The 25,135-nt window shown below is 71.3% G+C and carries 26 protein-coding genes and 1 pseudogene; 18 read left to right on the top strand and 9 right to left on the bottom strand.

Annotated elements, in window-relative coordinates; translation table 11 throughout:
• Positions 1-53 precede the first annotated feature (53 nt).
• From IF67_RS44720 to IF67_RS0108225, 7 genes are all read left to right on the top strand, one after another.
• Positions 54-623: a hypothetical protein gene (locus IF67_RS44720; RefSeq protein WP_234341019.1), complete on the top strand. Its 570-nt coding sequence runs from the start codon at positions 54-56 to the stop codon at positions 621-623.
• Positions 624-1,712: 1,089 nt separating this feature from the next.
• The gene (locus IF67_RS0108250; RefSeq protein ID WP_030983629.1) at positions 1,713-2,537 is read left to right on the top strand and encodes a HipA family kinase; all 825 of its coding nucleotides are present in this window, start codon (positions 1,713-1,715) and stop codon (positions 2,535-2,537) included.
• A complete protein-coding gene (locus IF67_RS0108245; protein ID WP_030083387.1) occupies positions 2,534-2,929 on the top strand; it encodes a DUF3037 domain-containing protein in 396 nt (131 codons plus the stop codon). The genes IF67_RS0108250 and IF67_RS0108245 overlap by 4 nt, the downstream gene beginning before the upstream one ends.
• Before the next feature lie 252 nt (positions 2,930-3,181).
• Positions 3,182-3,943 (top strand): 3-oxoacyl-ACP reductase FabG, encoded by a 762-nt coding sequence (gene fabG / locus IF67_RS0108240; RefSeq protein WP_030983627.1) that lies wholly within the window; start codon positions 3,182-3,184, stop codon positions 3,941-3,943.
• Positions 3,944-3,971: 28 nt separating this feature from the next.
• Entirely contained in the window at positions 3,972-4,742 is a 771-nt protein-coding gene (locus IF67_RS0108235; protein WP_030983625.1) for an SDR family oxidoreductase, read from the top strand.
• A 433-nt stretch (positions 4,743-5,175) separates the two neighbouring features.
• Positions 5,176-5,844 (top strand): uracil-DNA glycosylase, encoded by a 669-nt coding sequence (locus IF67_RS0108230; protein WP_030983623.1) that lies wholly within the window; start codon positions 5,176-5,178, stop codon positions 5,842-5,844.
• Between the two features lie 137 nt (positions 5,845-5,981).
• Positions 5,982-6,518, top strand: a complete 537-nt coding sequence (locus IF67_RS0108225; protein ID WP_030983622.1) for a hypothetical protein — start codon at positions 5,982-5,984, stop codon at positions 6,516-6,518.
• Positions 6,519-6,536: 18 nt separating this feature from the next.
• On the opposite strand, the pseudogene IF67_RS44710 reads toward IF67_RS0108225, so the two are convergent.
• Positions 6,537-7,086, bottom strand: a pseudogene (locus IF67_RS44710) (TetR/AcrR family transcriptional regulator).
• Between IF67_RS44710 and IF67_RS45950 the strand changes: the two are divergent.
• Together IF67_RS45950 and IF67_RS0108210 are read left to right on the top strand one after the other, a co-directional pair.
• On the top strand, positions 7,010-7,702 hold the full coding sequence (locus IF67_RS45950) for an FAD-dependent monooxygenase (protein ID WP_158713055.1): 693 nt from the start codon (positions 7,010-7,012) through the stop codon (positions 7,700-7,702). The pseudogene IF67_RS44710 and the gene IF67_RS45950 sit on opposite strands and share 77 nt — an antisense overlap.
• A gap of 35 nt (positions 7,703-7,737) precedes the next feature.
• The gene (locus IF67_RS0108210; RefSeq protein ID WP_030983617.1) at positions 7,738-8,646 is read left to right on the top strand and encodes a Gfo/Idh/MocA family protein; all 909 of its coding nucleotides are present in this window, start codon (positions 7,738-7,740) and stop codon (positions 8,644-8,646) included.
• Here IF67_RS0108210 and lnt read toward each other — a convergent pair.
• The 4 genes from lnt to IF67_RS0108185 all read right to left on the bottom strand — a co-directional run bounded on the left by lnt (position 8,615) and on the right by IF67_RS0108185 (position 14,628).
• A complete protein-coding gene (gene lnt / locus IF67_RS0108205; RefSeq protein WP_030983615.1) occupies positions 8,615-10,225 on the bottom strand; it encodes an apolipoprotein N-acyltransferase in 1,611 nt (536 codons plus the stop codon). The genes IF67_RS0108210 and lnt overlap by 32 nt on opposite strands.
• 118 nt (positions 10,226-10,343) lie before the next feature.
• Positions 10,344-10,826, bottom strand: a complete 483-nt coding sequence (locus IF67_RS0108200) for a nuclear transport factor 2 family protein (protein ID WP_030983613.1) — start codon at positions 10,824-10,826, stop codon at positions 10,344-10,346.
• Between the two features lie 61 nt (positions 10,827-10,887).
• Complete coding sequence (locus tag IF67_RS0108195; RefSeq protein WP_030983611.1) at positions 10,888-12,843, bottom strand: ABC transporter ATP-binding protein; 1,956 nt, start codon at positions 12,841-12,843, stop codon at positions 10,888-10,890.
• Between the two features lie 366 nt (positions 12,844-13,209).
• Positions 13,210-14,628: a GAF domain-containing protein gene (locus IF67_RS0108185; RefSeq protein WP_234341018.1), complete on the bottom strand. Its 1,419-nt coding sequence runs from the start codon at positions 14,626-14,628 to the stop codon at positions 13,210-13,212.
• Positions 14,629-14,939: 311 nt separating this feature from the next.
• Here IF67_RS0108185 and IF67_RS45690 point away from each other — a divergent pair, with 311 nt between their 5' ends.
• A complete protein-coding gene (locus IF67_RS45690; RefSeq protein WP_267959182.1) occupies positions 14,940-15,062 on the top strand; it encodes a hypothetical protein in 123 nt (40 codons plus the stop codon).
• Between the two features lie 241 nt (positions 15,063-15,303).
• Positions 15,304-15,738: an STAS domain-containing protein gene (locus IF67_RS0108180; protein ID WP_234341017.1), complete on the top strand. Its 435-nt coding sequence runs from the start codon at positions 15,304-15,306 to the stop codon at positions 15,736-15,738.
• A gap of 87 nt (positions 15,739-15,825) precedes the next feature.
• On the opposite strand, the gene IF67_RS0108175 is transcribed toward IF67_RS0108180, so the two are convergent.
• From IF67_RS0108175 to IF67_RS0108165, 3 genes are all read right to left on the bottom strand, one after another.
• Positions 15,826-16,314 carry a glutathione peroxidase gene (locus IF67_RS0108175; RefSeq protein WP_030983606.1) on the bottom strand — a complete coding sequence of 163 codons (489 nt, stop codon included), beginning with the start codon at positions 16,312-16,314 and terminating at the stop codon, positions 15,826-15,828.
• On the bottom strand, positions 16,274-16,585 hold the full coding sequence (locus tag IF67_RS0108170) for a hypothetical protein (RefSeq protein WP_030983604.1): 312 nt from the start codon (positions 16,583-16,585) through the stop codon (positions 16,274-16,276). The genes IF67_RS0108175 and IF67_RS0108170 overlap by 41 nt, the downstream gene beginning before the upstream one ends.
• Positions 16,586-16,793: 208 nt before the next feature.
• A complete protein-coding gene (locus IF67_RS0108165; RefSeq protein WP_030983603.1) occupies positions 16,794-18,428 on the bottom strand; it encodes an FAD-dependent oxidoreductase in 1,635 nt (544 codons plus the stop codon).
• A gap of 251 nt (positions 18,429-18,679) precedes the next feature.
• Here IF67_RS0108165 and IF67_RS0108160 point away from each other — a divergent pair, with 251 nt between their 5' ends.
• From IF67_RS0108160 to IF67_RS0108130, 7 genes are all read left to right on the top strand, one after another.
• Positions 18,680-19,798 carry a SchA/CurD-like domain-containing protein gene (locus tag IF67_RS0108160; protein WP_030983601.1) on the top strand — a complete coding sequence of 373 codons (1,119 nt, stop codon included), beginning with the start codon at positions 18,680-18,682 and terminating at the stop codon, positions 19,796-19,798.
• Positions 19,799-19,868: 70 nt separating this feature from the next.
• Positions 19,869-20,303, top strand: coding sequence for a cupin domain-containing protein (locus IF67_RS0108155; protein ID WP_030083353.1), 435 nt, complete (start codon positions 19,869-19,871; stop codon positions 20,301-20,303).
• Positions 20,300-21,568: a beta-ketoacyl-[acyl-carrier-protein] synthase family protein gene (locus IF67_RS0108150; protein WP_030983599.1), complete on the top strand. Its 1,269-nt coding sequence runs from the start codon at positions 20,300-20,302 to the stop codon at positions 21,566-21,568. The genes IF67_RS0108155 and IF67_RS0108150 overlap by 4 nt, the downstream gene beginning before the upstream one ends.
• Positions 21,565-22,815, top strand: coding sequence for a ketosynthase chain-length factor (locus IF67_RS0108145; protein WP_030983597.1), 1,251 nt, complete (start codon positions 21,565-21,567; stop codon positions 22,813-22,815). The genes IF67_RS0108150 and IF67_RS0108145 overlap by 4 nt, the downstream gene beginning before the upstream one ends.
• Positions 22,816-22,830: 15 nt before the next feature.
• Complete coding sequence (locus IF67_RS0108140; RefSeq protein ID WP_030983595.1) at positions 22,831-23,127, top strand: acyl carrier protein; 297 nt, start codon at positions 22,831-22,833, stop codon at positions 23,125-23,127.
• A 1-nt stretch (position 23,128) separates the two neighbouring features.
• The gene (locus tag IF67_RS0108135; RefSeq protein ID WP_030083345.1) at positions 23,129-23,602 is read left to right on the top strand and encodes an SRPBCC family protein; all 474 of its coding nucleotides are present in this window, start codon (positions 23,129-23,131) and stop codon (positions 23,600-23,602) included.
• A gap of 56 nt (positions 23,603-23,658) precedes the next feature.
• Positions 23,659-23,991, top strand: a complete 333-nt coding sequence (locus IF67_RS0108130) for a TcmI family type II polyketide cyclase (RefSeq protein ID WP_030983593.1) — start codon at positions 23,659-23,661, stop codon at positions 23,989-23,991.
• Between the two features lie 113 nt (positions 23,992-24,104).
• Here the strand turns inward: IF67_RS0108130 and IF67_RS0108125 are convergent, their stop codons facing one another.
• The gene (locus IF67_RS0108125; RefSeq protein ID WP_030983592.1) at positions 24,105-25,133 is read right to left on the bottom strand and encodes a methyltransferase; all 1,029 of its coding nucleotides are present in this window, start codon (positions 25,131-25,133) and stop codon (positions 24,105-24,107) included.
• Positions 25,134-25,135 lie beyond the last annotated feature (2 nt).

The raw sequence follows: 25,135 nt of genomic DNA, 5'->3' as shown, positions 1-25,135 counted from the left end.
TCTGGGCCGAGGACCGCGACCCGGCGGCCGCGGTGCAGTGGTATCGCCTCGCCATGGAGCTGGGGGACAAGTCCGCCTGGTCGTTTCTCGGCGAATGCCTGTTGGCGCAGGGGTGTTACGCCGAGGCGGAGGCCGTCTACCGTCCGTACGCGTACGCCGGAATCTCCTTCGCCCGACGCAAACTCCGGGAGGTGGTCCGAGCCCAGGGGGAGAGCGGTACAGCCCCTGAGCCCGAGCCGTCTGAGCTGGAGCCCCGTGTAGGGGGACTGCCTGACGCCGTGACCACCGCCGTGGTCACGGCAGCCGTCATGCCATTCCTCCAGGCTGTCGCGAGCCAGGCCGCCGGAGACGCCTACGCCAAGTCACGCGCATTGATCAACCGGGTCCTCGACCGCGGGGGCAGCGACGATGCCAGCCTGTGCCAAGGCCCGGCCCTGCACATCGTCCACGACCCGCAAACCGGCACCCGGTTGGAGCTGCGCGGCGGTGAATTGTCCGACGAGGCACTGCACATGCTGACACTGGCTGACCTGGACACCCTTTCGGCCCCGGACCCCCAGGGCCGGACGGTCACGGTCTACTGGGACCGCGAAGTAGGGCTGTGGCGTAGGCGCGTCCAGTAACACAGGGAAGCAAGAAGAGCCCCGGACGGCGAGAGCCTGCTTACTGTGGTGACCGGCCCCCTTGCACGCGCTTGTCCGATGGCTCCTGCCTGGCTCAGCATCACGGCGGCAGAACTGCGGGCGTACACAGTGAAGTTGGAGGCCACGGTCTCTTCGGTCGGCTGCCTGCGCGGAATCCTGTCCGAGTTGTCCAGCATCCCGGAGGCGGCTGTTGACGACAAGCGGCTCTCCAGGAATCCGATGCACGCGAAATCTGTGCGGCGGCCCAAGGCATCGCGGTAGCGCGGCGTGGCCTGGTCGCTGGAGACTGCGCTGCGAGTCCGGGACGCGATCAGCCCTCGGCATCGAGTGGCCGTCGTACTTGGCCTGGGGCGCGGGCTTCGTCAGGGCGAAGTCTTCGGGCTGAGCCCGGAAGGCATCGACTGGGTGAGAGGCGTGCTGCACGTTCGCCGCCAAGTTCAGGCGACAGGCGGCAAATTGGACTTCGCCCTGCCCAAGGGGGCGAAAACGCGTAGCGCCGACATGCCCCCTCGGTGGCCCAGGAGCTGAAGCGCCATGGCATGACATTCCCGCCGGTGGATGTTGAGCTCCCGTGGGGGAAGCCCGGGGGAGACGGGCCGCGAAGGTTCTCCCTTGTCTCGTTACGCGATGCGGCAACGCCGTGGCCGTGAACACGTGGAATACCTGCGCATGGAAGCCCGCGCCGGCCAAGGCCGGCATTATTCCGCCGCGCCCCAAAGGTGCGAAGCCGTGGCAGTGGGAGGTGGCGCCGAAGGACGGATTCCACGTTCTGCGGCACACCTACGCCTCGATGATGCTGGAGGCGGGGGAGTCCGTGGTGACTGTGGCGCGGTGGCTCGGGCACTCCTCGCCGGCTGTCACGCTCGGTTACTTTGCCCACTTCATGCCGGAAGGCGGAAGCAAGGGGCGCACCGCCATTGACGGACTGCTCGAGAGGAAGGGGGATCCACCGTGCCGGCAGAAACTCCCCAGATTCTCCCCAGCGCTGATCGCGGCGGATTCTCCCACTTGTACCAGTCCGGATCTAATGGTGGGTTGCAAGGCCGCTAGGCCAGATAGCCTGGGAAAATGCTGACAGAAGTCACAGCGACTCGCTATGTCACGCCCCTTCGTGAGGGCGGCTCGCTTCCGGGGATCGTCGAGGGGGACGACCTCGGTACCTACATCATGAAATTCACCGGTGCGGGGCAGGGGCGGAAGACGCTCGTTGCCGAGGTCATCTGCGGAGAGCTGGGGCGGCGGCTCGGCTTGCGGGTGCCGGAGCTGGTGCAGATGCAGCTCGATCCCGTCATCGGGCTGGGCGAGCCGGACCAGGAGGTCCAGGAGCTGCTGAAGGCCAGCGGTGGGCTCAATCTGGGGATGGACTACCTCCCCGGATCGCTGGGTTTCGATCCGCTCGCGTTCGAGGTGAGTGCCCGCGAGGCGGGCCGTGTGGTGTGGTTCGACGCGCTGATCAACAACGTCGACCGGTCCTGGCGCAATCCCAACCTGCTGGTCTGGCACGGCGAGCTGTGGCTGATCGACCATGGCGCGGCGATGATCTGGCACCACAACTGGCCGAGCGCGGAGAAGGCTTCGGTCCGGCCGTACAACGCTTCCGACCATGTGCTGGCCACCTTCGGGCCGGATATCGCGGCGGCGGCCGAGGAGTTCGCGCCGTTGATCACCGAAGAGCTGCTGACCGGGATCGCGGCCGATGTCCCGGACGCATGGCTGGCCGACGAGCCCGGCTTTGACTCCCCGGACGCGCTGCGCCGGGCGTATGTGAGCACGCTGCTGGCGCGCGCCCGGACGATCAGCGATCGGATCACCCTCGGGGAGCCCAGCAAGGACAAGCCCTCGCAGGCGCCGGAATGGCTGGCCGCAAGGCTGACACGAAGGGCAGTGAAGTGACCGGTCTGCACAACGGGCGAGATGTTTTCGAGTACGCGCTGCTGAAGGTCGTGCCCCGGGTCGAGCGCGGCGAGATGATCAATGCCGGTGTCGTCGTGTACTGCCACGCCCGGCGCTTCGTCGAGGCCAGGACCTATCTGGACGAGGCCCGGCTGCTGGCTCTGGACCCCACGACCGACGTGGCCGGGGTGCGGGCCGCGCTCGGTGCCGTCGAGGGTGTCTGCCAGGGCGGCGAGCGGGCCGGACAGGCGGCCGGGGACGATGCCGGGCGCCGTTTCCGCTGGCTGATGGCGCCGCGCAGCACCATCGTCCAGCCGGGACCGGTGCACACCGGCCTGACCGCCGACCCCGCCGCCGAGGTGGAGCGGCTGTTGGAGTTGTTGGTGCGCTGAGGCCGTGGGGGAGTGCTGTTCGGAGCGCCCGGTTCCGCCTTGTGGCGGTCCGGGCGCTCTGTCATGTGGCGCGATCGCACCAGGTTGCGGTGTGCGCCGCAGGTGAGGTGGGCAACGACGCAGTGGTGGAGCGTTGACAGCGCGTTGCCGGGCTTCTAGCGTCAGCCCTGCTCAGGGTACTAAGCGGTTGCTCACCTACGGGATCGGTGCGGCGGACCGCTTGTCGAGGTTTCGAGGGTGAGGAGAACCCGCATGTCCACCACCGAGCAGCGCGTCGCCATTGTGACGGGCGCGGCCCGCGGTATCGGCGCGGCCGCCGCCGTCCGCCTGGCCGCCGAGGGCCGCGCCGTCGCCGTACTCGACCTCGACGAGGCGGCCTGCAAGGACACCGTCGAGAAGATCACCAAGGCCGGCGGCAAGGCCATCGCGGTCGGCTGCGACGTCTCGGACGCCGAGCAGGTGGAGGCGGCGGTCACCCGGGTCGCCTCCGAGCTCGGTGCGCCGACCGTCCTCGTCAACAACGCCGGTGTGCTCCGCGACAACCTGCTGTTCAAGATGAGCGAGACCGACTGGGACACGGTCATGAACGTGCATCTGCGCGGTGCGTTCCTGATGTCCCGCGCCTGCCAGAAGCACATGGTCGACGCCAAGTTCGGCCGGATCGTGAACCTCTCTTCCAGCTCGGCGCTCGGCAACCGCGGCCAGGTCAATTACTCGGCGGCCAAGGCAGGTCTCCAGGGGTTCACCAAGACCCTCGCCATCGAACTCGGCAAGTTCGGCGTCACCGCCAACGCGGTCGCCCCCGGCTTCATCGTCACCGACATGACCGCCTCCACCGCCGAGCGCGTCGGCATGGGCTTCGAGGAGTTCCAGGCCGCGGCCGCCACCCAGATCCCCGTCCAGCGCGTCGGCCGGCCCGAGGACATCGCCAACGCGATCGCCTTCTTCACCGGCGAGGCGGCCGGCTTCGTCTCCGGCCAGGTCATGTACGTCGCCGGCGGCCCGCTCAACTGACCGCCCACCGACTTCAGGAGTACGGGACATGACCGAGCAGAACAGCGGGCTCCCGGAGCCCTCCGGCAAGGTGGCGCTGGTCACCGGTGCCAGCCGCGGTATCGGCTACGGCATCGCCGAGGCCCTGGTGGCCCGCGGCGACCGGGTCGTCATCACCGGCCGCAACGAGGACGCCCTCAAGGAGGCCGCCGAGAAGCTGGGCGCCGACCGGGTCATCGGCGTCGCCGGCAAGGCGCACGACGAGGCCCACCAGGCCGTCGCCGTCGAGCGTGCGATGGAGGTCTTCGGCCGCGTCGACTACCTCGTCAACAATGCCGGTACGAACCCGGTGTTCGGCCCCATCGCCGACCTCGACCTGGGTGTCGCGCGCAAGGTGTTCGAGACCAATGTCGTCTCGGCACTGGGATTCGCCCAGCGCACCTGGCACGCATGGCAGAAGGACAACGGCGGGGCGATCGTCAACATCGCCTCGATCGCCGGCCTCAACGCCTCGCCCTTCATCGGTGCGTACGGGATGAGCAAGGCCGCGATGGTGAATCTGACGCTCCAGCTCGGCCACGAGTTCGCGCCCGGGGTGCGGGTCAACTCGATCGCGCCCGCGGTGATCAAGACCAAGTTCGCGGCCGCGCTGTACGAGAACCGCGAGGAGGAGGCGGCGGCCGGCTACCCGATGGCGCGGCTCGGCGTCCCGGAGGACATCGGCGGGGCCGCGGCCTTCCTGCTGTCCGACGCCTCGGGCTGGATCACCGGCCAGACGCTGGTCGTCGACGGCGGCCTGTTCCTCAACGCCGGGGTCTGACGGGCGGGCGGGGCTCTGACGAGGCCTTGCCCCGGTGTGCGCGCCGGGAGACTGTGCGCGGCAAGACAGAGTCCGTGGTGCCGGTCCTCATCAGGGCCGGCACCACGCGCGTCAGGGCACTGACGAGCAGTTCCCCGGCCACGTGCCGGGGCACCCCGGTCCTGGCGCCGGGCGGCTGTGGGACGCTGGGGCAGGTGCCTGCTCCCGTACGGACGGTCCGTTCGCCGGAGCGCCACGATGCTCGCGGGGCCGGATCCCGTCCGTCGCGTCCGTCGCGTGCATCCCGTGCGTCCGGATCGACACCTCCTGACGCGGGGAGGGCGCCGGTTCCGGCCGGGGGCAGCGGCCCGCGGACCGCGTTGTCAGTGGCCGCCGGTAGGTTCTGTGAGTGAGAACGCAACGCACACCGGAGGTTGTTGACGTGGTGACCGACATGCTGCCCGAGTCCTGGCGCGGGGTCCTCGGCGAGGAGTTGGAGAAGCCCTATTTCAAGGAGCTCACCGACTTCGTCGAGCAGGAGCGGGCCGACGGCCCGGTCTATCCGCCCCGCGAGCAGGTCTTCGCGGCGCTGGACGCGACGCCTTACGACCAGGTGAAGGTGCTCATCCTGGGCCAGGACCCGTACCACGGCGCGGGCCAGGGCCACGGGCTGTGCTTCTCCGTGCAGCCGGGCGTCAAGACGCCGCCGTCGCTGCGGAACATCTACAAGGAGATGAAGGAGGAGCTGGGCCATCCGATTCCGGACAACGGCTATCTGATGCCCTGGGCCCAGCAGGGTGTGCTGCTGCTGAACGCCGTTCTCACGGTCCGCGAGGCCGAGGCCAATTCGCACAAGGGCAAGGGATGGGAGAAGGTCACCGACGCGGTGATCCGCGCCGTGGCCGCCCGGCCCGACCCGGCGGTCTTCGTGCTGTGGGGGAATTACGCCAAGAAGAAGCTGCCGCTGATCGACGAGGAGCGGCATGCCGTGGTGCAGGGCGCGCACCCCTCCCCGCTGTCGGCGAAGAAGTTCTTCGGCTCCCGCCCCTTCACCCAGATCAACGAGGCGGTCGCCGCCCAGGGCCACGCCCCGATCGACTGGCGCATCCCTGACCTGGGCTGAGCCCCCGGGCCCGGCCGGCCGGGGGCGGGCGGCCCCCACCACCCGGTGCGTCGCGCACACCGCGCGCAGGTCCCTTCCGGCGGTTAGCGTCGAGGGAGCGGCAGTGGCCGTGGTGAGCGAATACGGAGTGCGCGGTGGTGGAGAAGCGGCGGGAGGCGACGCCCGAGGACGGGGTGCTGACCCGGATGGGCCAGGCGATCATGTTGCATCGCGCCGGCGACCGGGAAGAGGCCCGTAACCGTCTCTCGGAGCTGTGGCATGAGATCGGGCCCCAGGGAGACGCCTTCCACCGCTGCACCCTCGCTCACTACATGGCCGACACCCAGGACGATCCCAGGGATGAACTCGACTGGGACCTCAGGGCCCTGGAGGCGGCCGAGGGCTTTGTCACCGAACGGCCCGGGAATGCCGCCGCCCAGGGGGAGCCGAAAGTCGCCGACGGCCCCGGCCCCCGCCACCCCCTCGTCGCGCTCCGGGCGTTCTTCCCCTCGCTGCACCTCAATATCGCGGCCGACTACGCCGCACTGGACCGGCCGGCCGATGCGCGCGCCCAGCTGCGGCGCGCCCGGGTCTCGGTCAACGCCCTTGCCGACGGTGAATACCGCCAGGGGCTCCGGGACGCCATCGACCGGCTTCAGCTCCGCCTCGACGGCCTCGCGGGCCATACCCCGTAGGCCGGCGCGGGGCCGGCGTCATCGCCGCAGCATCCCGTCGAGCAGCTCCGTGCAGGACGTGCGCAGCGCGTCACGGGTGGGGACGGCCGCCTGGAACTGGCCCGCGGTGCAGGAGAACAGCACCCCGTCGCACCACGCGACCATGCTGAGCGCGTGCCGCTCGGGATCGGCGGAGCCGGCCGCCGTCAGCATCGCCGCCACCGGCTCCCGGAAGTCCCGGCCCGCCCGGTCAGACCGCCCGCAGCTCGGGCCTGCGGGTGGCCTCCAGGGCCAGTTCGTAACGGGCGATGAGCAGCTGCCGGTGCCGGGTCAGATAGCGGTGCAGCGCCAGGGACAGCGCCCCGGCGACCGCCGCCACCGCGTCTTCCGACTGCGGCGCGGCCCCGGCTCCCTTCCCTTCCGCCGTGGCCTGGGACGGCTCACCCGGTGTCAGCACCGCGGCCTCCCGCTCGGCCAGCCGCCGTACCGCCGCTTCCAGCAGGGCCGCCCGGGTGCGGGCGAGATTCGACGTGGAGCCCTGCGGCAGCCCGGCCGCCTCGTCCACCGCCCGGTGGGTCAGCCCCCGCATCCCGCGCTCGGCGAGCAGGTTCAGCGCCGCATCGGCGATCCGTTCATGGCGCAGCCCAGCGGAGCGGCGCGGGCATCGCCCTCGCCCCCAACGCCCAGCGCGCCCTGGACGCCCTCGACGCCGGCGATGCCGTGCGCGCCATGGCCGCCTGGCAGACCACCGGCACCACCCCGTCCCCGCCCTCCTCGCCGCCGCCGATCCGGCCGCCGTGCTCCGCAACGACGTCTGCACCGCGGCCGCCCCGCCGCTCGCCTTCCACCGCGGCCGGGTCGCCCTGCTCGGCGACGCCGTCCACCCGATGACCCCGAACCTCGGACAGGGCGGCTGCCAGGCCATCGAGGACGCCGTCGTGCTGGCACACCTCGCCGCACCGGATGCCGAACTGGCCGCGGCGCTCACCGCGTACACCCGGCAGCGGCTGCCGCGCACCATGGACGTCGTACGCCGTGCCGAGCGGATCGGCCGGGTCACTACCTGGCGCTCCCGCCCGGCCTGCCTGCTGCGCGCCGCGCTGATGGCCACCACCGCCCGCCTCGCACCGGATCTGGTGCTGCGGCCCCTGGACGGGATCGCCGACTGGCGGCCGCCGGCCGGCACGTATGCTTCCGGCACGTGAGGCACCAGGGCCGCGGCGCAACCCAAGGAGCACGAGTGAAGGTCGGCTGCATCGGACTCGGCGACATCGCCCAGAAGGCGTACCTCCCCGTACTGGGCACACAGCCGGGGCTCGAACTGCACCTGCACACCCGCACCCCGGCCACCCTCGAACGCGTCGGCGCCGCCCACCGGCTGACCGGGGACCGGCTCCACACGGACCTGGACTCGCTGCTCGCCACCGGTCTGGACGCGGCCTTCGTGCACGCCGCGACCGCCGCCCACCCCGAGATCGTGACCCGGCTGATCGAGGCCGGCGTCCCGACCTATGTCGACAAGCCGATCTCCTACGAACTCGCGACGTCCCAGCGCATCGTCGCGCTCGCCGAGGAGCGGGGCGTGGGCCTCACCGTCGGCTTCAACCGCCGCTTCGCGCCCGCCTACGCCCAATGCCGTGAACACGCCCGCGATCTGATCGTGATGCAGAAGAACCGCATCGGTCTGCCCGAGGACCCGCGCACACTGGTGCTGGACGACTTCATCCATGTCGTGGACACCCTGCGGTTCCTCGCCCCCGGAGAGGTCGACCACATCGATGTGCGCGCCCGGATCCGTGACGGGCTGATGCAGCACGTGGTGTTGCAGCTCTCCGGCGACGGCTTCACGGCCCTCGGCATCATGAACCGCCTCAGCGGCTCCGTGGAGGAGGTTCTCGACGTCTCCGGGCAGGACACCAAGCGCCAGGTCGTCAATCTCGCCGAGGTCATCGACCACAAGGGGCAGCCGAGCATCCGGCGGCGCGGCGACTGGGTCCCGGTCGCCCGGCAGCGCGGTATCGAGCAGATCGTGCTGGCGTTCCTGGACGACGTACGGGCCGGCCGGCAGCCATCCGCCCAGGACGCGCTGCGCACCCACGAACTGTGCGAACGTGTGGTCACCGACGCGCTCGGGCAGGCCGCCTGCTGAGCGCCCGCAGTCCCGCGTACCCACCGGCGAGCACCAGCGCACCCATCGCCCCGTACACCGCCCAGTCACCGAACCGGGTGTACGGGCTGGTGCCGTCGGCCAGCGGCAGGTCGTAGACCGCCGCCGCGCTGCGGTCGGTACCGAGCCGCTCGCCGATCTGCTCGCCCCGTGGCCCGTAGACCGCACTGATGCCGGTGAGCGTGGCGTGCACCATCGGCCGCCAGTTCTCCGCCGCGCGCAGCGCACCCAGCGACGCATGCTGCGCGGGCGCCCAGCTCTCCTGGAACGTCGAGGTCGAGGACTGGGCGACCAGCACCCGCGCACCGTCGCGCGCCAGATGGCGGCTCATGTCGGGGAACGCGCTCTCGAAGCACACCAGCGGCCCGACGCGCAGTCCGCCCGCGGTGGCGACCGGCATCACCACCTGGCCGGTGCCGCGCAGCCGGTCGCTGGTGGCCGCCTTGCCCACCCGGGTCACCCAGCCCAGCACGGACCGGAACGGTATGTATTCGCCGAAGGGCACCAGCCGCATCTTGGCGTAGCGGTCCCCGGTCGGTCCGTCCGGGGAGATCAGCACCGCGCTCTTGGAGATGCCCGGCCGTTCGGCGTGCGCGGAGTCGGCGTTGATCAGCAGCTCGGCGCCGGTCTGCCGGGAGAGGGCGGTGAGGCGGGCGGCGAGCGCCGGGTGGTCCGCCGGATCCTTGTAGAGGCTGCTCTCGCCCCAGACGATCAGGCGCACCTCGCGGCCCGCCAGCGACCGGGTGAGGGCCTCGCTCCGGGCCAGCCGCGCCGAGGGGGTGCCGGTCAGGCCCGGCTGGACGACCGCGATCCGCACCGTGCCCGCGGGGCGGGGGACCGGTGCCCAGAACCAGGCCACGGCGCCCGCCAGCGCGCACACCAGCAGCCCGGCGACGGCGGGCAGCCGGGCCGCCGGGCGGGCGATCAGCTCGGCCAGTGCGGTGTTCACCGCCACGATCAGCAGGCTCACCAGCCACACCCCGCCGATCGACGCCAGCCGCAGCGCGGGCGGCACCTGCCACTGGCTGGCGCCGAGCAGCCCCCACGGGCCGCCCAAGTACTCCCAGGAGCGGACCAGTTCGACCATCAGCCAGCCCGACGGCACCAGCACCAGCGCGGCGGCACACCGCCCGCCCGTCACCCGCCGTCGCTCTCCGCCGGACGCTCCTGCGGGCTCTGCCGGGGGAGAGCCCTCGCGCGCCGGCCGTCGCGCGGCGGGCGCGCCGCCCAGCAGCGCCCGCACCAGCACGCCCCAGGGCGCCCACAGTGCCCCGAGCAGCAGGGCGAGCACGAGGATGAAGACGTGCAGGCTCGGCAGCAGCCACTGGTGGACGGCCAGTATGAAGCCGGTGCCGCCCAGCCAGCCGTCCAGCGCCGCCCGCCGGTACGTCGGCGCCGACCGCACCAGCAGCAGCCAGGGCACCAGGGCGACGTATGCCAGCCACCACCAGGACGGCGCGGGAAAGGTGAGGGCCGGCACCGCGCCGGCGAGCGCCGCGGCCGCGCCCCGCGTCCAGGGGGAGCCGAGCCACCGCGCCTGACGGCCGATCGCGCTGTCCATACGGCCTCCCTGGTGCCGTTTCCGGCCGGTCGGACGGCCAGTGTGCGCGGACGGGCCGATCGAGGAAAGGGGTGTCGCCGCAACGGCCGAGCCGGGCGGCGACGGGCGGCGGGGGCGGTCAGTCACCGCCGGACCGCACCTGACGCCACTTCTCGTGGACGACGACCCCGGTCAGCCGCCAGCCGTCGGCGGTGCGCCGGGCGGCGAACTCGTAGCGGCCGGCGCAGGTGTAGTTGGGGGAGGTGGGGCCGTCCTCGGCATCCGTCGCGGGGCCGGCGAGCCGCATCGGGTTGAGGTAGTCGGCCTGGATCGTGGCCGTGTCGCCGGGCGCGCCGTCCCGGCGGGCGAGAGTGATCCGGCGGTTGACGATCAGATGCTGCCGTATGGCGAACTGCCGCAGCATGTCGGCGAGCCAGGCCGCGATCTCCTCGGTGCCGCCCTCGATGCCGCCCGCCGAGCGGTAGTCGGCGCGGCCGTCCGGGGTGAACAGGGCCAGATAGCCGGGCCAGTCACCGTCGTCCACGGCGATGGCGTACCCGGTGATCAGATCGTCGAGGGCGAGGCGGTCCATGACCGTGGAGTGTTCCGCGCGCTGCGTCATCGCATCAGTTTTCGGCATCGGGAAGGCCCCCGCCAAGAGGCAGGGGCCTTCCGGCGCGGCGTCAGGTCACCAGCGCCGACTCCGGCACGGCATCCGGGCCGGGATCCGTGCGCCGGACTTCCTCCGTGGCATCCCCGGCGGCCTCCCGCCGGTCCTCCGAGTCGGTGAACTGTGTCCGGTACAGCTCCGCGTAGCGCCCGTCGGCGGCCAGCAGCGTCTCGTGCGTCCCGCGCTCGGCGATTCGTCCGCCCTCGACGACCAGGATCAGGTCCGCGGCCCGTACGGTCGACAGCCGGTGGGCGATGACCAGGGCGGTACGGCCGTCCAGCGCCTCGGTGAGCGCCTCCTGCACCGCCGCCTCGGAGGTGTTGTCCAGATGGGCGGTGGCCTCGTCCAGGATCACCACCCGCGGGTGGGCGAGCAGCAGCCGGGCGATCGTCAGCCGCTGTCGTTCGCCGCCCGAGAGGCGGTAGCCCCGTTCGCCGACGACGGTGTCCAGACCGTCGGGGAGACCGGCGATCAGCTCCTCCAGGCGGGCCCGGCGCAGCGCGTCCCACAGCTGATCCTCGGTCGCCTCCGGCTTGGCCAGCAGCAGGTTCTCGCGGATCGAGTCATGGAAGAGATGCCCGTCCTGGGTGACCATGCCGAGGGCGTCGCGCAGTGAGGCGGCGGTCAGGTCGCGGACATCCACCCCGGACAGCCGGACCGCACCGGCGTCGGTGTCGTACAGCCGCGGCAGCAGCTGGGCCACGGTCGACTTGCCGGCGCCCGACGAGCCGACCAGGGCGATCATCTGGCCGGGTTCGGCGCGGAAGGAGATGCCGTGCAGGACCTCTTCACCGCCCCGGGTGTCGAGGGTGGCGACCTCCTCCAGGGAGGCCAGCGAAACCTTGTCGGCCGACGGGTAGCCGAAGCGGACGGCGTCGAACTCCACGGACACCGGGCCCTCGGGGACCTCGCGGGCATCGGGCTTCTCGGAGATCAGCGGCTTGAGGTCGAGCACCTCGAAGACCCGCTCGAAGCTGACCAGCGCGCTCATCACCTCGATGTGTGCGCCGGACAGCGCGGTCAGCGGGGCGTAGAGCCGGGTGAGCAGCAGGGCCAGCGAGACGATCGCGCCGGGCTCCAGCTGTCCGCGCAGCGCGAAGAACCCGCCCAGGCCGTAGACCACGGCCAGCGCCAGGGCGGAGACCAGGGTGAGGGCGGTGACGAAGTACGTCTGGACCATGGCCGAACGGACCCCGATGTCGCGCACCCGGCGGGCCCGGGTGGCGAACTCGGCGGACTCACGGACCGGGCGGCCCATCAGCTTGACGAGGGTGGCGCCGGGCGCGGAGAAGCGCTCGGTCATCTGCGTGCCCATCGTCGCGTTGTGGTCGGCGCCCTCACGGCGCAGATCGGCCAGCCGCCGGCCGACCCGGCGGGCGGGCAGCACGAACACCGGCAGCAGCACCAGCGCGATCACGGTGATCTGCCAGGACAGGCCGAGCATCACCGCGAGGGTGAGCAGCAGCGTCACGATATTGCTGACGACCCCGGACAGCGTGTCGCTGAATGCCCGCTGGGCGCCGATCACATCGTTGTTCAGACGGCTGACCAGGGCTCCGGTGCGGGTGCGGGTGAAGAAGGCGATCGGCATCCGCTGGACGTGGTCGTACACGGTCGTCCGCAGGTCCAGGATCAGCCCCTCACCGATGCTCGCCGACAGCCAGCGGGTCACCAGCCCCAGACCCGCCTCCGCGACCGCGATCACGGCGATCAGTCCGGACAGCCGGATGACAAGGGACTCCGAGCCACCGCCCACGATCGCGTCCACCACCCGGCCCGCGAGCAGCGGGGTGGCCACCGCGAGCATCGCGGTCACCGTGCTGAGCACGAGGAACCACACCAGATGGCGGCGGTGCGGGCGGGCGAACGCGGTGATGCGGCGCAGGGTGCCGCGGGAGAAGCGTCGCCGGCCCTGTTGAGCGGTCATCGTGCTGTGCAGCGAATGCCAGGCGGTGACTTCCATGTCCATGGTGGCCTCCAGAGTGCCGGTTCATCACGGATCGCCGTGCTGACCGGCGACATACTAGGAACCTAGGACCTCAACCAATGTTGAGGTCAAGCGATTCCGGTGCGATCACCCTCCGGGGCGTTCGGGGCCCGGCCCGGGGACGCCCGCCGTGTACGCGGCCGTACGCGGCACTGCCGGCCCACCACTGTGGTGCGACGCCGGCGGCCGCGACCGTCGTCGACGGCGGACGTAGCGACGGCGGACGTAGCGAGGGCGCCGGGACGGCCGGGGAAGCCAACGCGGCCTGTGGGGGCGGATGTTGTACGAGCGGCCAGGGGCGGACGCGGGTCCGGGTATCGTGCCGTATTGCCGCGGCCGTCCGGCGGATCAGGCTTCGGGCCCGCCCTGGAGCGGACGCTCCCAGGTCATGGGCCGGTGGGCGCCGTCCGGGCAGGACACCGTCAGCCGTATCCCCGGCCGGCCGTCGGGGAGCGCGGCGGTGGTGTCCACGGCGATCTCCACACGGGTCGGCTGCGGCCGTGCCGACGCCGAGGCGGTCACCGCCGCCAGTGCCTCGCCGAGTGCGGCCACCAGCTCCCGGCCGCCCTTGTCGTCGACCCGCGCGTCGACCGGGCCGGTGAACTGCACCGACGGGCGGGCGCCGAGCGCCGCGGTGGCCGCGCCGGCCTCCCGCAGCACGCGGGTGCGCAGCCCGGGCGGCGCCCCCGGCGGTCCCTGCTGAAGCGCGATGATCGCCGTCCTGATCTCCTGGATCGTGGCGTCCAGCTCGTCGACCGCCTGGGCGACCCCCTCTTGCACCTCGGGCACCAGGGCCTTGCGCCGGGCGGTCTCCAGCAGCATCCCGGTGGCGAACAGCCGCTGGATGACCAGGTCGTGCAGATCGCGGGCGATGCGGTCGCGGTCCTCGAAGACGGCCAGCCGCTCACGGTCACGGTGCCGGTCGGCCAGGACGAGCGCCACCGCGGCCTGGGCGGCGAACTGGTTCGCCAGGGTCCGTTCGGTGTGGCTGAAGCGGCGGTCGCCGGACATCCGGCACAGCACGAGGGCGCCCAGTACCCGCCCGTTGCTGCGCAGCGGCAACAGCATGGCCGGGCCGTAGTGGCGCGACATCGGGGAGATCGAGCGGGGGTCGTCGGCGAAGTTGTCGGAGAAGACCGCGAGCCCGGCGTGTATCTGGTGGACGACCGGGCTCCGGGGCGGGATCCTGCCGCGGTACGCCTCGGTCCGTACGGCCTCGGACAGCACGGTCGAGATCGCCACGACCTCCATACCGCCCTCGGCGTGCGGCAGCAGGACCGCTCCGGTCGCCGCCTCGGCCAGCTCACGGCCCTTTTCCGCGACGACGGTGAGGGCGTTCGTGGTCGTCGAGCCGGTCTCGGGTCCGGCCAGCAGCGCCGTGGTGACGGATGCCGCGCCGTCGATCCAGCGTGTGCGCTGCCGGGCGGCGGAGTGCATCCGGGCGTTGCTCAGGGCGATACCGGCCTCGGTGGCCAGCACCCGCACCAGATGCAGATCCGCGTCGCCGAACTCCTCGCCGTCGCCCTTGCCCGCGACGGACAGCGTGCCGAACAGCTCCCCCTTCACCTGGACCGGCACCTCCAGAGAGCCTCCGGCGGGCGGCTCGCCCCCGGGGGAGACGCCGTGGGCGATCGGGCCGCCGAGCCCGTCGGTGTCCTCGTGGTGGAGGCTGAGGGCGGCGTGGCGCGCGCCGGTGAGGGAGGCGGCGGTCTCGGCGAGACGGCCCAGCGCGCGGCGCAGATCGTGGTCGGAGCCGACCGCCACCATGGCCTCCAAGAGCTGCGGAAGCCGGGAGATCGGCCCACCGGCCAGCTCGCGCAGGCTCTGCGTGGTGTGTTCGGGGAGCTCTCCCGCAGGATCCGACGGCTTCAGGGCACACCTCTCACATTCGGGCGGTTCGAACAGTCTAATTCGCCCGAAAGAGTGTTATTGAGGTGCCCTCGGAGCGGTGGTCCGGGGGAGGGGGCCGGGAGGCGGTCAGCGGGCCGATCACCTGGTCAGCGGGGTTGATCTCCTGGGTGCCGGGCCCGAGCGGATCCGGCCGGGGCCGGGCGGCCGGGTGGCGTTCTCCGTGGTCAGTGGCGCGCCGCAGCGGCCGTCTCACCGACGACGCCATCAAGGCCGTCGTCGCCTGGGCACGTGCCCCCGAGGTCAGGCCCTTGGCCACCTATATCGGCCACGCCCGCAAGGGGCGACTTTGAGACAACCTCAAGCTCTGGCGTGCGCCGGAACTTTGAGGGCGCGGAGTGCGGGTAAGCCGTAGACGACTACGGGCACAGCAGCAGAAACGCAGGGACACAGACGCCACACCTCCGCACCACCGACGACCCGGAAACGGGCCGACCCGCCCGGATTGCGCCGGGCGCCCCCACATCTACCGAACATCTCCGCCGCAGACGCGTGGCCATATCCCGCGTCTCGGCACGAAAGTGGGCCGGGTCGATGGATGAAGGTCAGTACTACCCGAGACTCGTGGGGCCCAGCCACGCGGCGGGCGGCACGACCGTGCTGGAACTCCGCGGTGAGCTGGACATTCTCGCCGTGTCGGTGCTGTCCGACCGGCTGGACGAGATCACCGGTACCCAGGGCGTCGACCTCGTGGTCGACGTACGTGCGGTCACGTTCATCGACTGCGCCGGACTGTCCCTGCTGAGCCGCGCCCGCTACCGGACGCGGCAGCGGGGCGGCCGGCTGCGGCTGACGGGTGTCTCCGGCGGCGGGAGCGTCGCGCGGCTGCTGCGGATGACCGGGCTGACCGGCAGCTTCGACGTCGCCTCCGACGAGACCGGCGCCGAGGACGAGGCCGGGCCCGCCGGATCGGCGGAGCCCACAGGATCAGCCGGGCTCACGGACGCCGCCGGCACCGCCGTCGCCTGACCCGCGCTCCGCCGCCCGGCCGTGCGCCCCGTACGCCGCCCGCCGGACAGCCCCCGCCCACCGCCCGGCGAGCGGCGCGCCCCCGGCTCAGGCCGGCAGGGCCGCCTCGATGGCGCCGACCAGCTCCTCGGCCTCCGGCTCGGTGCGCGGCCGGAAGCGGCCCGCGACCTGGCCCCGGGCGTCGATCAGGAACTTCTCGAAATTCCACTGGATGTCGCCGGCCGCCCCCTCGGCATCCTCGGTGCCGGTCAGCGCCGCGTACAGCGGATGCCGGTCCTCGCCGTTGACATCGGTCTTCTCGAACAGCGGGAAGCTCACGCCGTACGTCGCCGAGCAGAAGGTGGCGATCTCCTCGGCGGTGCCGGGCTCCTGGCCCGCGAACTGGTTGCTGGGAAAGCCCAGCACAGTGAAGCCACGGTCCCCGTAGCGCTGCTGAAGGCGCTCCAGACCCGAATACTGCGGGGTCAGCCCGCACTTGGACGCCACATTCACCACCAGCAGGGCCTTGCCCCGGTAGTCGGCGAGGGAAGCGGGCTCACCGGTCAGGGTGCGCAGGGGGATGTCGTACAGGCTCACGGTCATGCTCCTCGTCACGGGTCCGCGGATACGGACGGCCATCATCCGTCCCCACAGCGGCCCCCGTCCTGATCTTCCCCGGATCGTCGACGGGCCAGGACACGACCGGCCGGATCTCCCCCGAGCGCCACTCCTTGAGCAGCTGGTCGAAGATCGGCGTCTGCTCCTCGGCCGGACGGCGCGCCTGCGGGGCGGGGGGCGGCAGCGCCGGCGGCTGGTGGGGCAGGGAGATGCGCTGAAAGGGGTGCGACGCGGGCTTCTTGGCATCCATGCCCGGACTCAACCGGAAATCGGTCCCCGAGTTGCGGGACGCGGCCGGGACGGTCCCCAGATGCCCCTGCGGTGGTGACGGGCAGAAGATACGTTCGCGCGCCGGAGGGACCGGCGGATGTCCCACCGGTCCCTCCGTCATCAGCAGCCCCGTGTGTCACCGCACCCGGCCCGCCTCCGTTCGAACGGAACGGAGGCGGCCGGGCGGGTCAGCTCCGGCCCAGCAGCGCTTCGAGGACCTCCAGGAGCGCCGCCTCGGGGTCGGCCACCCGTCCCTCGGCCCGCCATGCCACGAAACCGTCGGGGCGTACCAGCACCGCGCCCTCGGACGTCGTCCCGTGCTTCTCGGCCCAGTCGACGCCGTCCTCCGGAACCAGATCGTCGTCCGGCCCGGTGCCGATCAGATAGCAGTCCAGCCCGAGGGAGAACCGCTCGATGGCGCCCTTGGCCGCGGTGCGCCACATCTCGCCCTCGGAGCCGGTCAGCAGGACGAAGGACTTCTCGTACAGATCGAGGGTCGAGCGCCGCTCGCCGCCGGCCCGCAGCCACATGTGCGGGGCGCGGGTGCCCGGCTCGCCCGTCAGCCGCATCTGGTCGGGTACCACCGGGAGTTCGGGGTCGGCGCCGACGACCGCGCCCTGCGGATAGCAGTACCCCAGGGCCACGGTGAGCACCCCGCGCTGCCGGCCACCGCCCGCGCCGGGCGCCGGCGCATACCCCGGGTGGCTGTGCTCGGCGGAGCGCGCCGAGGCGCGGGCGCTGGTCTCCCGTGCCACCGGCTGCCGTTCCGCCTCGTACGTCTCCAGCAGCTCGGGACCCGCCGAGCCGTTCAGCACGGCGGCGAGCTTCCAGGCGAGGTTGTGTGCGTCCTGGATGCCGGTGTTGGAACCGAACGCCCCGGTGGGGGACATCTCGTGGGCCGAGTCGCCGGCGAGGAAGACCCGGCCGGACGCGTACCGTTCGGCGACCCGCTCCGCGGCGTGCCACGGCGCCTTGCCGGTGATCTCCACCGCCATGTCCGGTACGCCCGTTGCCCGGCGGATGTGGTCGATGCACCGCTCGTCGGTGAAGTCCTCCAGGGTCTCGCCCCGGTCGGGGTGCCAGGGGGCGTGGAAGACCCAGTCCGCCTGGTTGTCCACCGGCAGCAGGGCGCCGTCGGCCTCGGGGTTGGTCAGGTAGCAGGCGATGAAGCGGCGGTCGCCCACGACCTCCGCGAGCTGCGGCGCGCGGAAGGTGATGCTCACGTTGTGGAACAGGTCGCCGGGCCCGGTCTGCCCGAAGCCCAGCCGCTCCCGGACCGGGCTGCGGGGGCCGTCGGCTGCGATGAGGTAGTCCGCGTGCACGGTGCTGAGCTCGCCGGTCTCCCGGTTCCTGAGGGTCGCCCGCACCCCCTGCGCGTCCTGCTCGAAAGAGCTCAGTTCGGTGGAGAACCGCAGGTCACCGCCCTGTTCGCGGGCACAGCGCACCAGTACCGGTTCGAGGTCGTTCTGGCTGCACAGGCACCAGGCGGACGGGCTGATACGGGCCAGCCCGCCGCCCGGGTCGATCTCCTTGAACAGCCACTCCTGCTCGTCGCCGGTGAGCGAGGGCGTCTGGAGGATGCCGTGGTTGTCGGCCAGGGTCGACGCGGCCTCGCGGATCCGCTGCTCCGCCCCGGCCACCCGGAACAGCTCCATCGTGCGGACGTTGTTCCCCCGCCCGCGCGGGTGGCGGGAGGTGTCCGAATGCTTCTCGACCAGCAGATGTCTGACACCAAGGCGCCCCAGGAACAGCGACGCGGACAGGCCGACCAGGGACCCGCCCACGACGAGTACCGGCACCCGGTCTTCGACGGTGGGATTCATTGCGTGCTCCAGCTCCAGGGACGCTTACGGCAGATGGAGCACGAATGCCCGGCTCAGGGCCTGTTCGATCACGGTTCACCTGCATGGCTCACAGATCTCGCGCCACCCGTGGGTCCCGGCCACGATCGAATCCGGGACGCCCCCGCGACACCGGGCAGGCCGCCCCCACCATCCGGCTCAGTCACCCGGTTCGTACCGGAACTGACGACGCACCACTGGGGCCGTCGGGCCCCGAAGGAGATGCGTAGACGATGACCACGCTGTCGGAACGAATATCCCAGTCAGCCTTCGACGGCTCACGCCTTCGGGTCGTGCTGCTCCTGGACCTCCACGAAGGAGCCCAGCAGCGCTTCCTGGAAGCCTACGAGCACCTGCGCAACCAGGTCGCGTCCGTTCCCGGGCACATCACCGACCAGCTGTGCCAGTCCATCGAGAACCCCTCCCAGTGGCTCATCACCAGTGAATGGGAGAGCGCACCGCCGTTCCTCGCCTGGGTCAACAGCGAGGAACACGTGAAGATGGTTCAGCCGCTGCACAGCTGCGTCCGGGACACCCGGTCGCTGCGCTTCAGCGTCCTGCGCGAGACCTCGAACATCGCCAGCCTCGCGCCCGAGCCCCCGAAGGGCCGCCTCCAGGCAAACCCCCGCGTCGGCGACGGTGTGGTCCGGCACGCGCTCACCTTCACCGTGAAGCCGGGCAGCGAATCGATGGTCGCGGACATCCTCGCCGGGTACACCTCCCCGGAGGCCCGGGTCGACGACACCACGCGGCTGCGCCGCACCTCCCTGTTCATGCACGGCAACCGCGTCGTGCGCGCGGTCGAGGTGCAGGGCGACCTGGTCGCGGCGCTGCGTCACATCTCGCAGCAGCCCGAGGTCCGGGCCGTCGAGGAGGCCATCAACCCGTACCTGGAGCAGGACCGCGACCTCAGCGATCCGAACTCCGCCCGGGTGTTCTTCACCCGTGCCGCACTGCCCGCGGTGCACCACGTCGCGGCGGGCGGAGCGCAGCCCGACGGCATCCGGCGGCATGCGCTGTTCTACCCCGCCAAGGAAGGGTGCGGCATGACGCTGGCCCAGATGCTCGCCCGCCAGGACGAGCTGGCCGCGGACGATCCGGCCTGCCCCATCGCCGGCAGCACCGTCTTCCAGCGTGACGACGTGGTCGTGCGCCTCATCGATCTCCGGATCCCGATCGAGAGCGATCCTGTGCTGGCGCTCGGCGTGCGCGGTCCCCGCAAGACGTCCGTGCTGCGGCGTCTGCTCGACACCGACGTGGCCGGCGGTCTGTCCAACGACCGTGAGATCGCGCATTTCCTCGAGCGCGCCGACATGGCCCTGGTCACCGACCGCCGGGCACCGGGCGTCTGACTGCGCCCGACCACGGCAGGTCTCTCCCCTCATCCAACCCGCCGGCACCACGCCCTTGGAGGAAGCAGCCATGACCACGCACCGCCCACGCATCGTGGACCTCAGCGAGACTCAGCCCAACCGCCGTCGCGGAGGTGATCTGCGCGCCATGCTGACGCCCAGCGCGGTGGGTGCCACGAGCGGCTTCATGGGCATGGCACTCGTGCAGCCCGGCGAGCGCATCGGCGAGCACTACCACCCCTACTCCGAGGAGTTCGTGTACGTCGTCCAAGGCGCGCTCGAAGTGGACCTCGACGGGGAACCGCACCCGCTGCGCCCGGACCAGGGACTGCTGATCCCCCCGTACATGCGGCACCGCTTCCGCAATGTCGGGGACGTGGAGGCCCGTATGGTCTTCCACCTCGGTCCGCTGGCCCCGCGTCCGGAGCTCGGTCATGTCGACACCGAGGGCACGGAGGAGAGCACACCGGCCGCACCACCGGAACGTACGGAGCCGGTGTCATGACCCGCCGTGTGGCGGTCACCGGCGTCGGGATCGTCGCTCCGGGCGGAGTGGGTGTGCCCGCCTTCTGGGACCTGCTGTCCGCGGGCCGCACGGCGACACGTGGCATCACCCTCTTCGATCCCGAGGGGTTCCGCTCGCGCATCGCTGCCGAGTGCGACTTCGATCCCGCGGCCCACGGCCTGAGCGAGGAGCAGGTGGCCCGCTCGGACCGGTACATCCAGTTCGCGATGGTCGCTGCGGACGAGGCGCTGCGCAACGCCGGTCTGGACACGGAGTCCGAGGACCCCTGGCGTATCGGGGTGTCCCTGGGCACCGCGGTCGGCGGCACCACGCGCCTGGAACACGACTATGTCGCCGTCAGCAACCACGGTGCACGGTGGGATGTCGACCACCGGCCGGCCGGCCGCCATCTGGAGCGGGCGTTCTCCCCGAGTTCGCTCGCCTCCGCGGTGGCGGAACAGATCGGCGCCCACGGCCCGGTGCAGACCGTCTCCACGGGCTGCACCTCCGGCCTGGACGCCATCGGCTACGCCTTCCACTCCATCGAGGAGGGCCGGGTCGATGTGTGCATCGCCGGCGCGTCCGACTCGCCGATCTCCCCGATCACCGTGGCCTGTTTTGACGCGATCAAGGCGACGTCCGCGAACAACGACGATCCCGCCCACGCCTCGAAGCCGTTCGACGCCCACCGCGACGGATTCGTGATGGGCGAGGGCGGTGCCGTGCTCGTCCTGGAGGAGCTGGAACACGCGCGCTCCCGTGGCGCGACCGTCCACTGTGAGATCCGTGGCTACGCCACTTTCGGCAACGCGTACCACATGACCGGTCTCACCCAGGAAGGCCTGGAGATGGCCGAGGCGATCAACAGCGCACTCGGCCACGCCAGGATCGACGCCACCCAGGTGGACTACGTCAACGCGCACGGCTCGGGCACCCAGCAGAACGACCGGCACGAGACGGCCGCGGTCAAGCGGTCGCTGGGTGCGCATGCCCGCAAGGTGCCGATGAGCTCCATCAAATCCATGGTGGGCCATTCGCTCGGGGCGATCGGCGCGATCGAGATCGTGGCCTGTGTGCTGGCACTCACCCACCAGGTGGTGCCGCCCACGGCGAACTACGAAACCCCGGACCCGGAGTGCGATCTCGACTATGTGCCCAAGACGGCACGGGAGTTGCCGCTGCGTTCGGTGCTCTCGGTCGGCAGCGGCTTCGGTGGATTCCAGTCAGCGGTGGTACTGACCCGACAGGGTGGGAGGGCATCATGAGCTCCCCGAAGGAACGTCATTCCGTCGTCACCGGCATCGGTGTCATCGCCCCCAACGGGGTGAGCACCGAGACCTTCTGGAAGGCGACGGTGGAGGGCATCAGCGTCCTGGACCGCGTCACCCGTGAGGGGTGCGAGCATCTTCCGCTCAAGGTCGCCGGTGAGGTCCGGGGCTTCGATCCGGCGGATCTGATCGAGGAGCGCTACCTCGTCCAGACCGACCGGTTCACCCACTTCGCCATGGCGGCGGCCAACCTCGCGATGGACGACGCCCGTCTCGGCCGTGCCGACTACAACGACTCGCCGTTCGCGGTGGGAGTCGTCACGGCCGCCGGATCGGGCGGTGGCGAGTTCGGCCAGCGGGAGCTGCAACGGCTCTGGGGCCAGGGCTCCCGCCATGTCGGCCCGTACCAGTCCATCGCCTGGTTCTACGCGGCGAGCACCGGACAGATCTCCATCCGCGGCGGCTTCAAGGGGCCGTGCGGAGTCGTGGCCAGCGACGAGGCGGGCGGTCTGGATGCCCTGGCGCATGCCGGCCGCACGATTCGGCGCGGCACCGATGCCGTCGTCGTGGGCGCCGCCGAGGCGCCCCTGGCCCCCTACTCGGTCGTCTGCCAGCTCGGCTACGACGATCTGAGCACGCTCGACGATCCGGCCCGCGCCTACCGCCCGTTCACCAGTGGCGCGTGCGGATTCGTGCCCGCCGAGGGCGGCGCGATGCTGATCGTCGAGGAAGAGACGGCGGCCGTGAGCCGCGGGGCGAGTGTCCGGGCCTTGCTGGCCGGGCACGCCGCGACCTTCACCGGGGCCTCCCGGTGGGAGGCGTCCCGGGACGGGCTCGCGCATGCCATCCGAGGTGCACTGGAGGACGCGCGGTGCGCCCCGGAGGAGATCGATGTGGTGTTCGCGGATGCGCTCGGCGTCCCTGCGGCCGACCGGGCCGAGGCGCTGGCGATCGCGGACGCCCTGGGCCGGCACGCCTCGCAGGTCCCGGTGACCGCACCCAAGACCGGCACCGGGCGGGCGTACTGCGGCGCCCCTGTTCTGGACACCGCTGCCGCGGTGCTCGCGATGGAGCAGGGCGTCGTGCCGCCCACCCCCAACGTCGTCGACGTCTGCCATGACCTTGACGTGGTGACCGGCCGGGCCCGCCCTGCCGAGTTGCGGACGGCGCTGGTGCTGAGCCGGGGACTCATGGGCTCGAACGCAGCAATGGTGCTGCGGAAGGGCTCCGGGTCCCCCTCGTGAGAAGGAGAACCGCACATGAACGCTCAACTGACGCTCAATGAGCTGGCGGCGCTGATGAAGTCCGCCGCCGGCCTCACCGTCGACCCGAAGGAGCTGGCGAACCGGCCCGACGCGACCTTCACCGAGTTCGGCCTGGACTCGCTCGGCCTCCTCGGCATCGTCGGCGAGCTGGAGAACCGGCAGGGCCGGACGATGCCGACCGACGCGGAGCGCTGCAAGACGCCGCGCGACTTCCTCGACCTCGTCAACGCCGCGCAAACAGCACAAACCGTCAAAGCCGCCAAGGACAACGTATCTACGACAGGAGCATGACATGCCCGGCCACACCGAGAACGACATCACCATCGCGGCGCCCCTCGACCTCGTCTGGGACCTCACCAACGACATCGAGAACTGGCCGCAGCTGTTCAGCGAGTACGCCTCGGTCGAGGTGCTGTCCCGGGAGGGCGACAAGACCACCTTCCGGCTGACGATGCACCCGGACGACAACGGCACCGTCTGGAGCTGGGTCTCCGAGCGCGTCGTCGACCGGCAGAACCGCACCGTCCGCGCCCGCCGCGTCGAGACCGGCCCGTTCGCGCACATGGACATCCACTGGAAGTACGCCGAGATCCCGGGCGGCACCTCCATGCACTGGACCCAGGACTTTGCGATGAAGCCCGATGCCCCGGTCGACGACAAGGGCATGACCGAGCTCATCAACCGCAACTCCCGGATCCAGATGGAGCTCATCCGGGACCGGATCGAGCAGCGCGACCGCGAGCTCCGGTCCACCGCAGTCAGCTGACGGCCCGGCAGGCCGTGTTCGGACCGCCACCCGGCGGCAACGAAGGGATCCCCCCGATGCATCACGCTCTGATCGTCGCTCGCATGGCGCCCGGTTCGGCTCCGGACATCGCCGAGGTCTTCAAGGCCTCGGACGGTACGGAACTGCCGCATCTGGTCGGCGTCTCGCGACGGACCCTCTTCCAGTTCGGTGACGTGTATCTGCACCTCATCGCATCCGACCGGCCGCCCGGCCCGGAGATCGCCAAGGTGACGGAACACCCCGAGTTCCGCGCCGTCAGCGACAAGCTGTCCGCCTTCGTCAGCGCGTACGACCCGGAGACCTGGCGAAGCCCCAAGGACGCGATGGCCCAGCAGTTCTACAGCTGGCAGCGCGACGGCAGCGGCTGACGCGTACGCGGAGCCGGGGCGATCCCCCGGCTCCCGCGCGGGCCCGGACAAGGGCAAGGTCGCCCGGTGAGGATGCTGCTCCTCACCGGGCGACCTGCCGTGCCGGGCCTTGCTCATTCGGGGACGGTGCACTCGAACGCGTGCAGATACGGATTCACGACCAGGATCTCGCCGACCTTCAGGCCGGCCTCCGCCATGCGGCTGACCAGGCTCGCCTTGGTGTGCTTGGCACCACCGACGTTGAGGAGCAGCAGCAGGTCCATGGCGGTGGTGAACTTCATCGAGGGGCTGTCGTCGACGAGGTTCTCGATGATCACGACGCGGGCGCCGGGACGCGCGGCCTTGACGACGTTGTGCAGCGTCCTGCGGGTGCTCTCGTCGTCCCACTCCAGGATGTTCTTGATGATGTAGACATCGGCCTGGACCGGGATGTCCTCGCGGCAGTCGCCGGGCACGATCCGCACCCGCGAGGCGAGCGGGCCGCCGTCCGTCAGCCGGGGGTCCGGGTGCGCCACGACCGTGGGCAGGTCGAGCAGGGTGCCTTCGAGGGCGGGGTGCTTCTCCAGCAGGCTGGCGAGCACATGCCCCTGACCGCCGCCGATGTCAGCCACCGACGACGCCCCGGTCAGATCCAGCAGCTGCGCGATGTCCTGCGCCGACTGCTTGCTGGAGGTGGTCATCGCCCGGTTGAAGACCTCGGCCGAGTCGCTTGCGTCCTCGTGCAGGTACTGGAAGAACCCCTTGCCGTACAGGTCGTCGAAGACGCTGCGGCCGGAGCGCACCGCGTCGTCGAGCTTCGGCCAGGCCTCCCAGGTCCACGGCTCCGTGCACCACAGGGAGATATAGCGCAGGCTGTTGGGGGAGTCCTCCCGCAGCAGCCGGGACATGTCCGTGTGGACGTACTTTCCGTCGTCGGTCTCCGCGAAGATCCCGTAGCAGGACAGGGCGCGCAGCAGCCGTTCCAGCGGCCGCGCCTCGGTCTTCACCGCGGTGGCCAGTTCCTCCGCGGTGGTGGGCCGGTCGCCGAGCGCGTCGGCGACGCCGAGTTGCGCCGCCGCCCGTACGGCCGCCGCACAGGCGGCTCCGAAGACGAGCTCCCGGAGCCGCATGGCCGGCTGGGGGGTGGGACTTACGGTGGTCATTC

It is taken from the genome of Streptomyces sp. NRRL S-1813 (genome assembly GCF_000719605.1).
Taxonomy (GTDB): domain Bacteria; phylum Actinomycetota; class Actinomycetes; order Streptomycetales; family Streptomycetaceae; genus Streptomyces; species Streptomyces decoyicus.
This window is presented reverse-complemented; position numbering and strand designations above follow the sequence as displayed.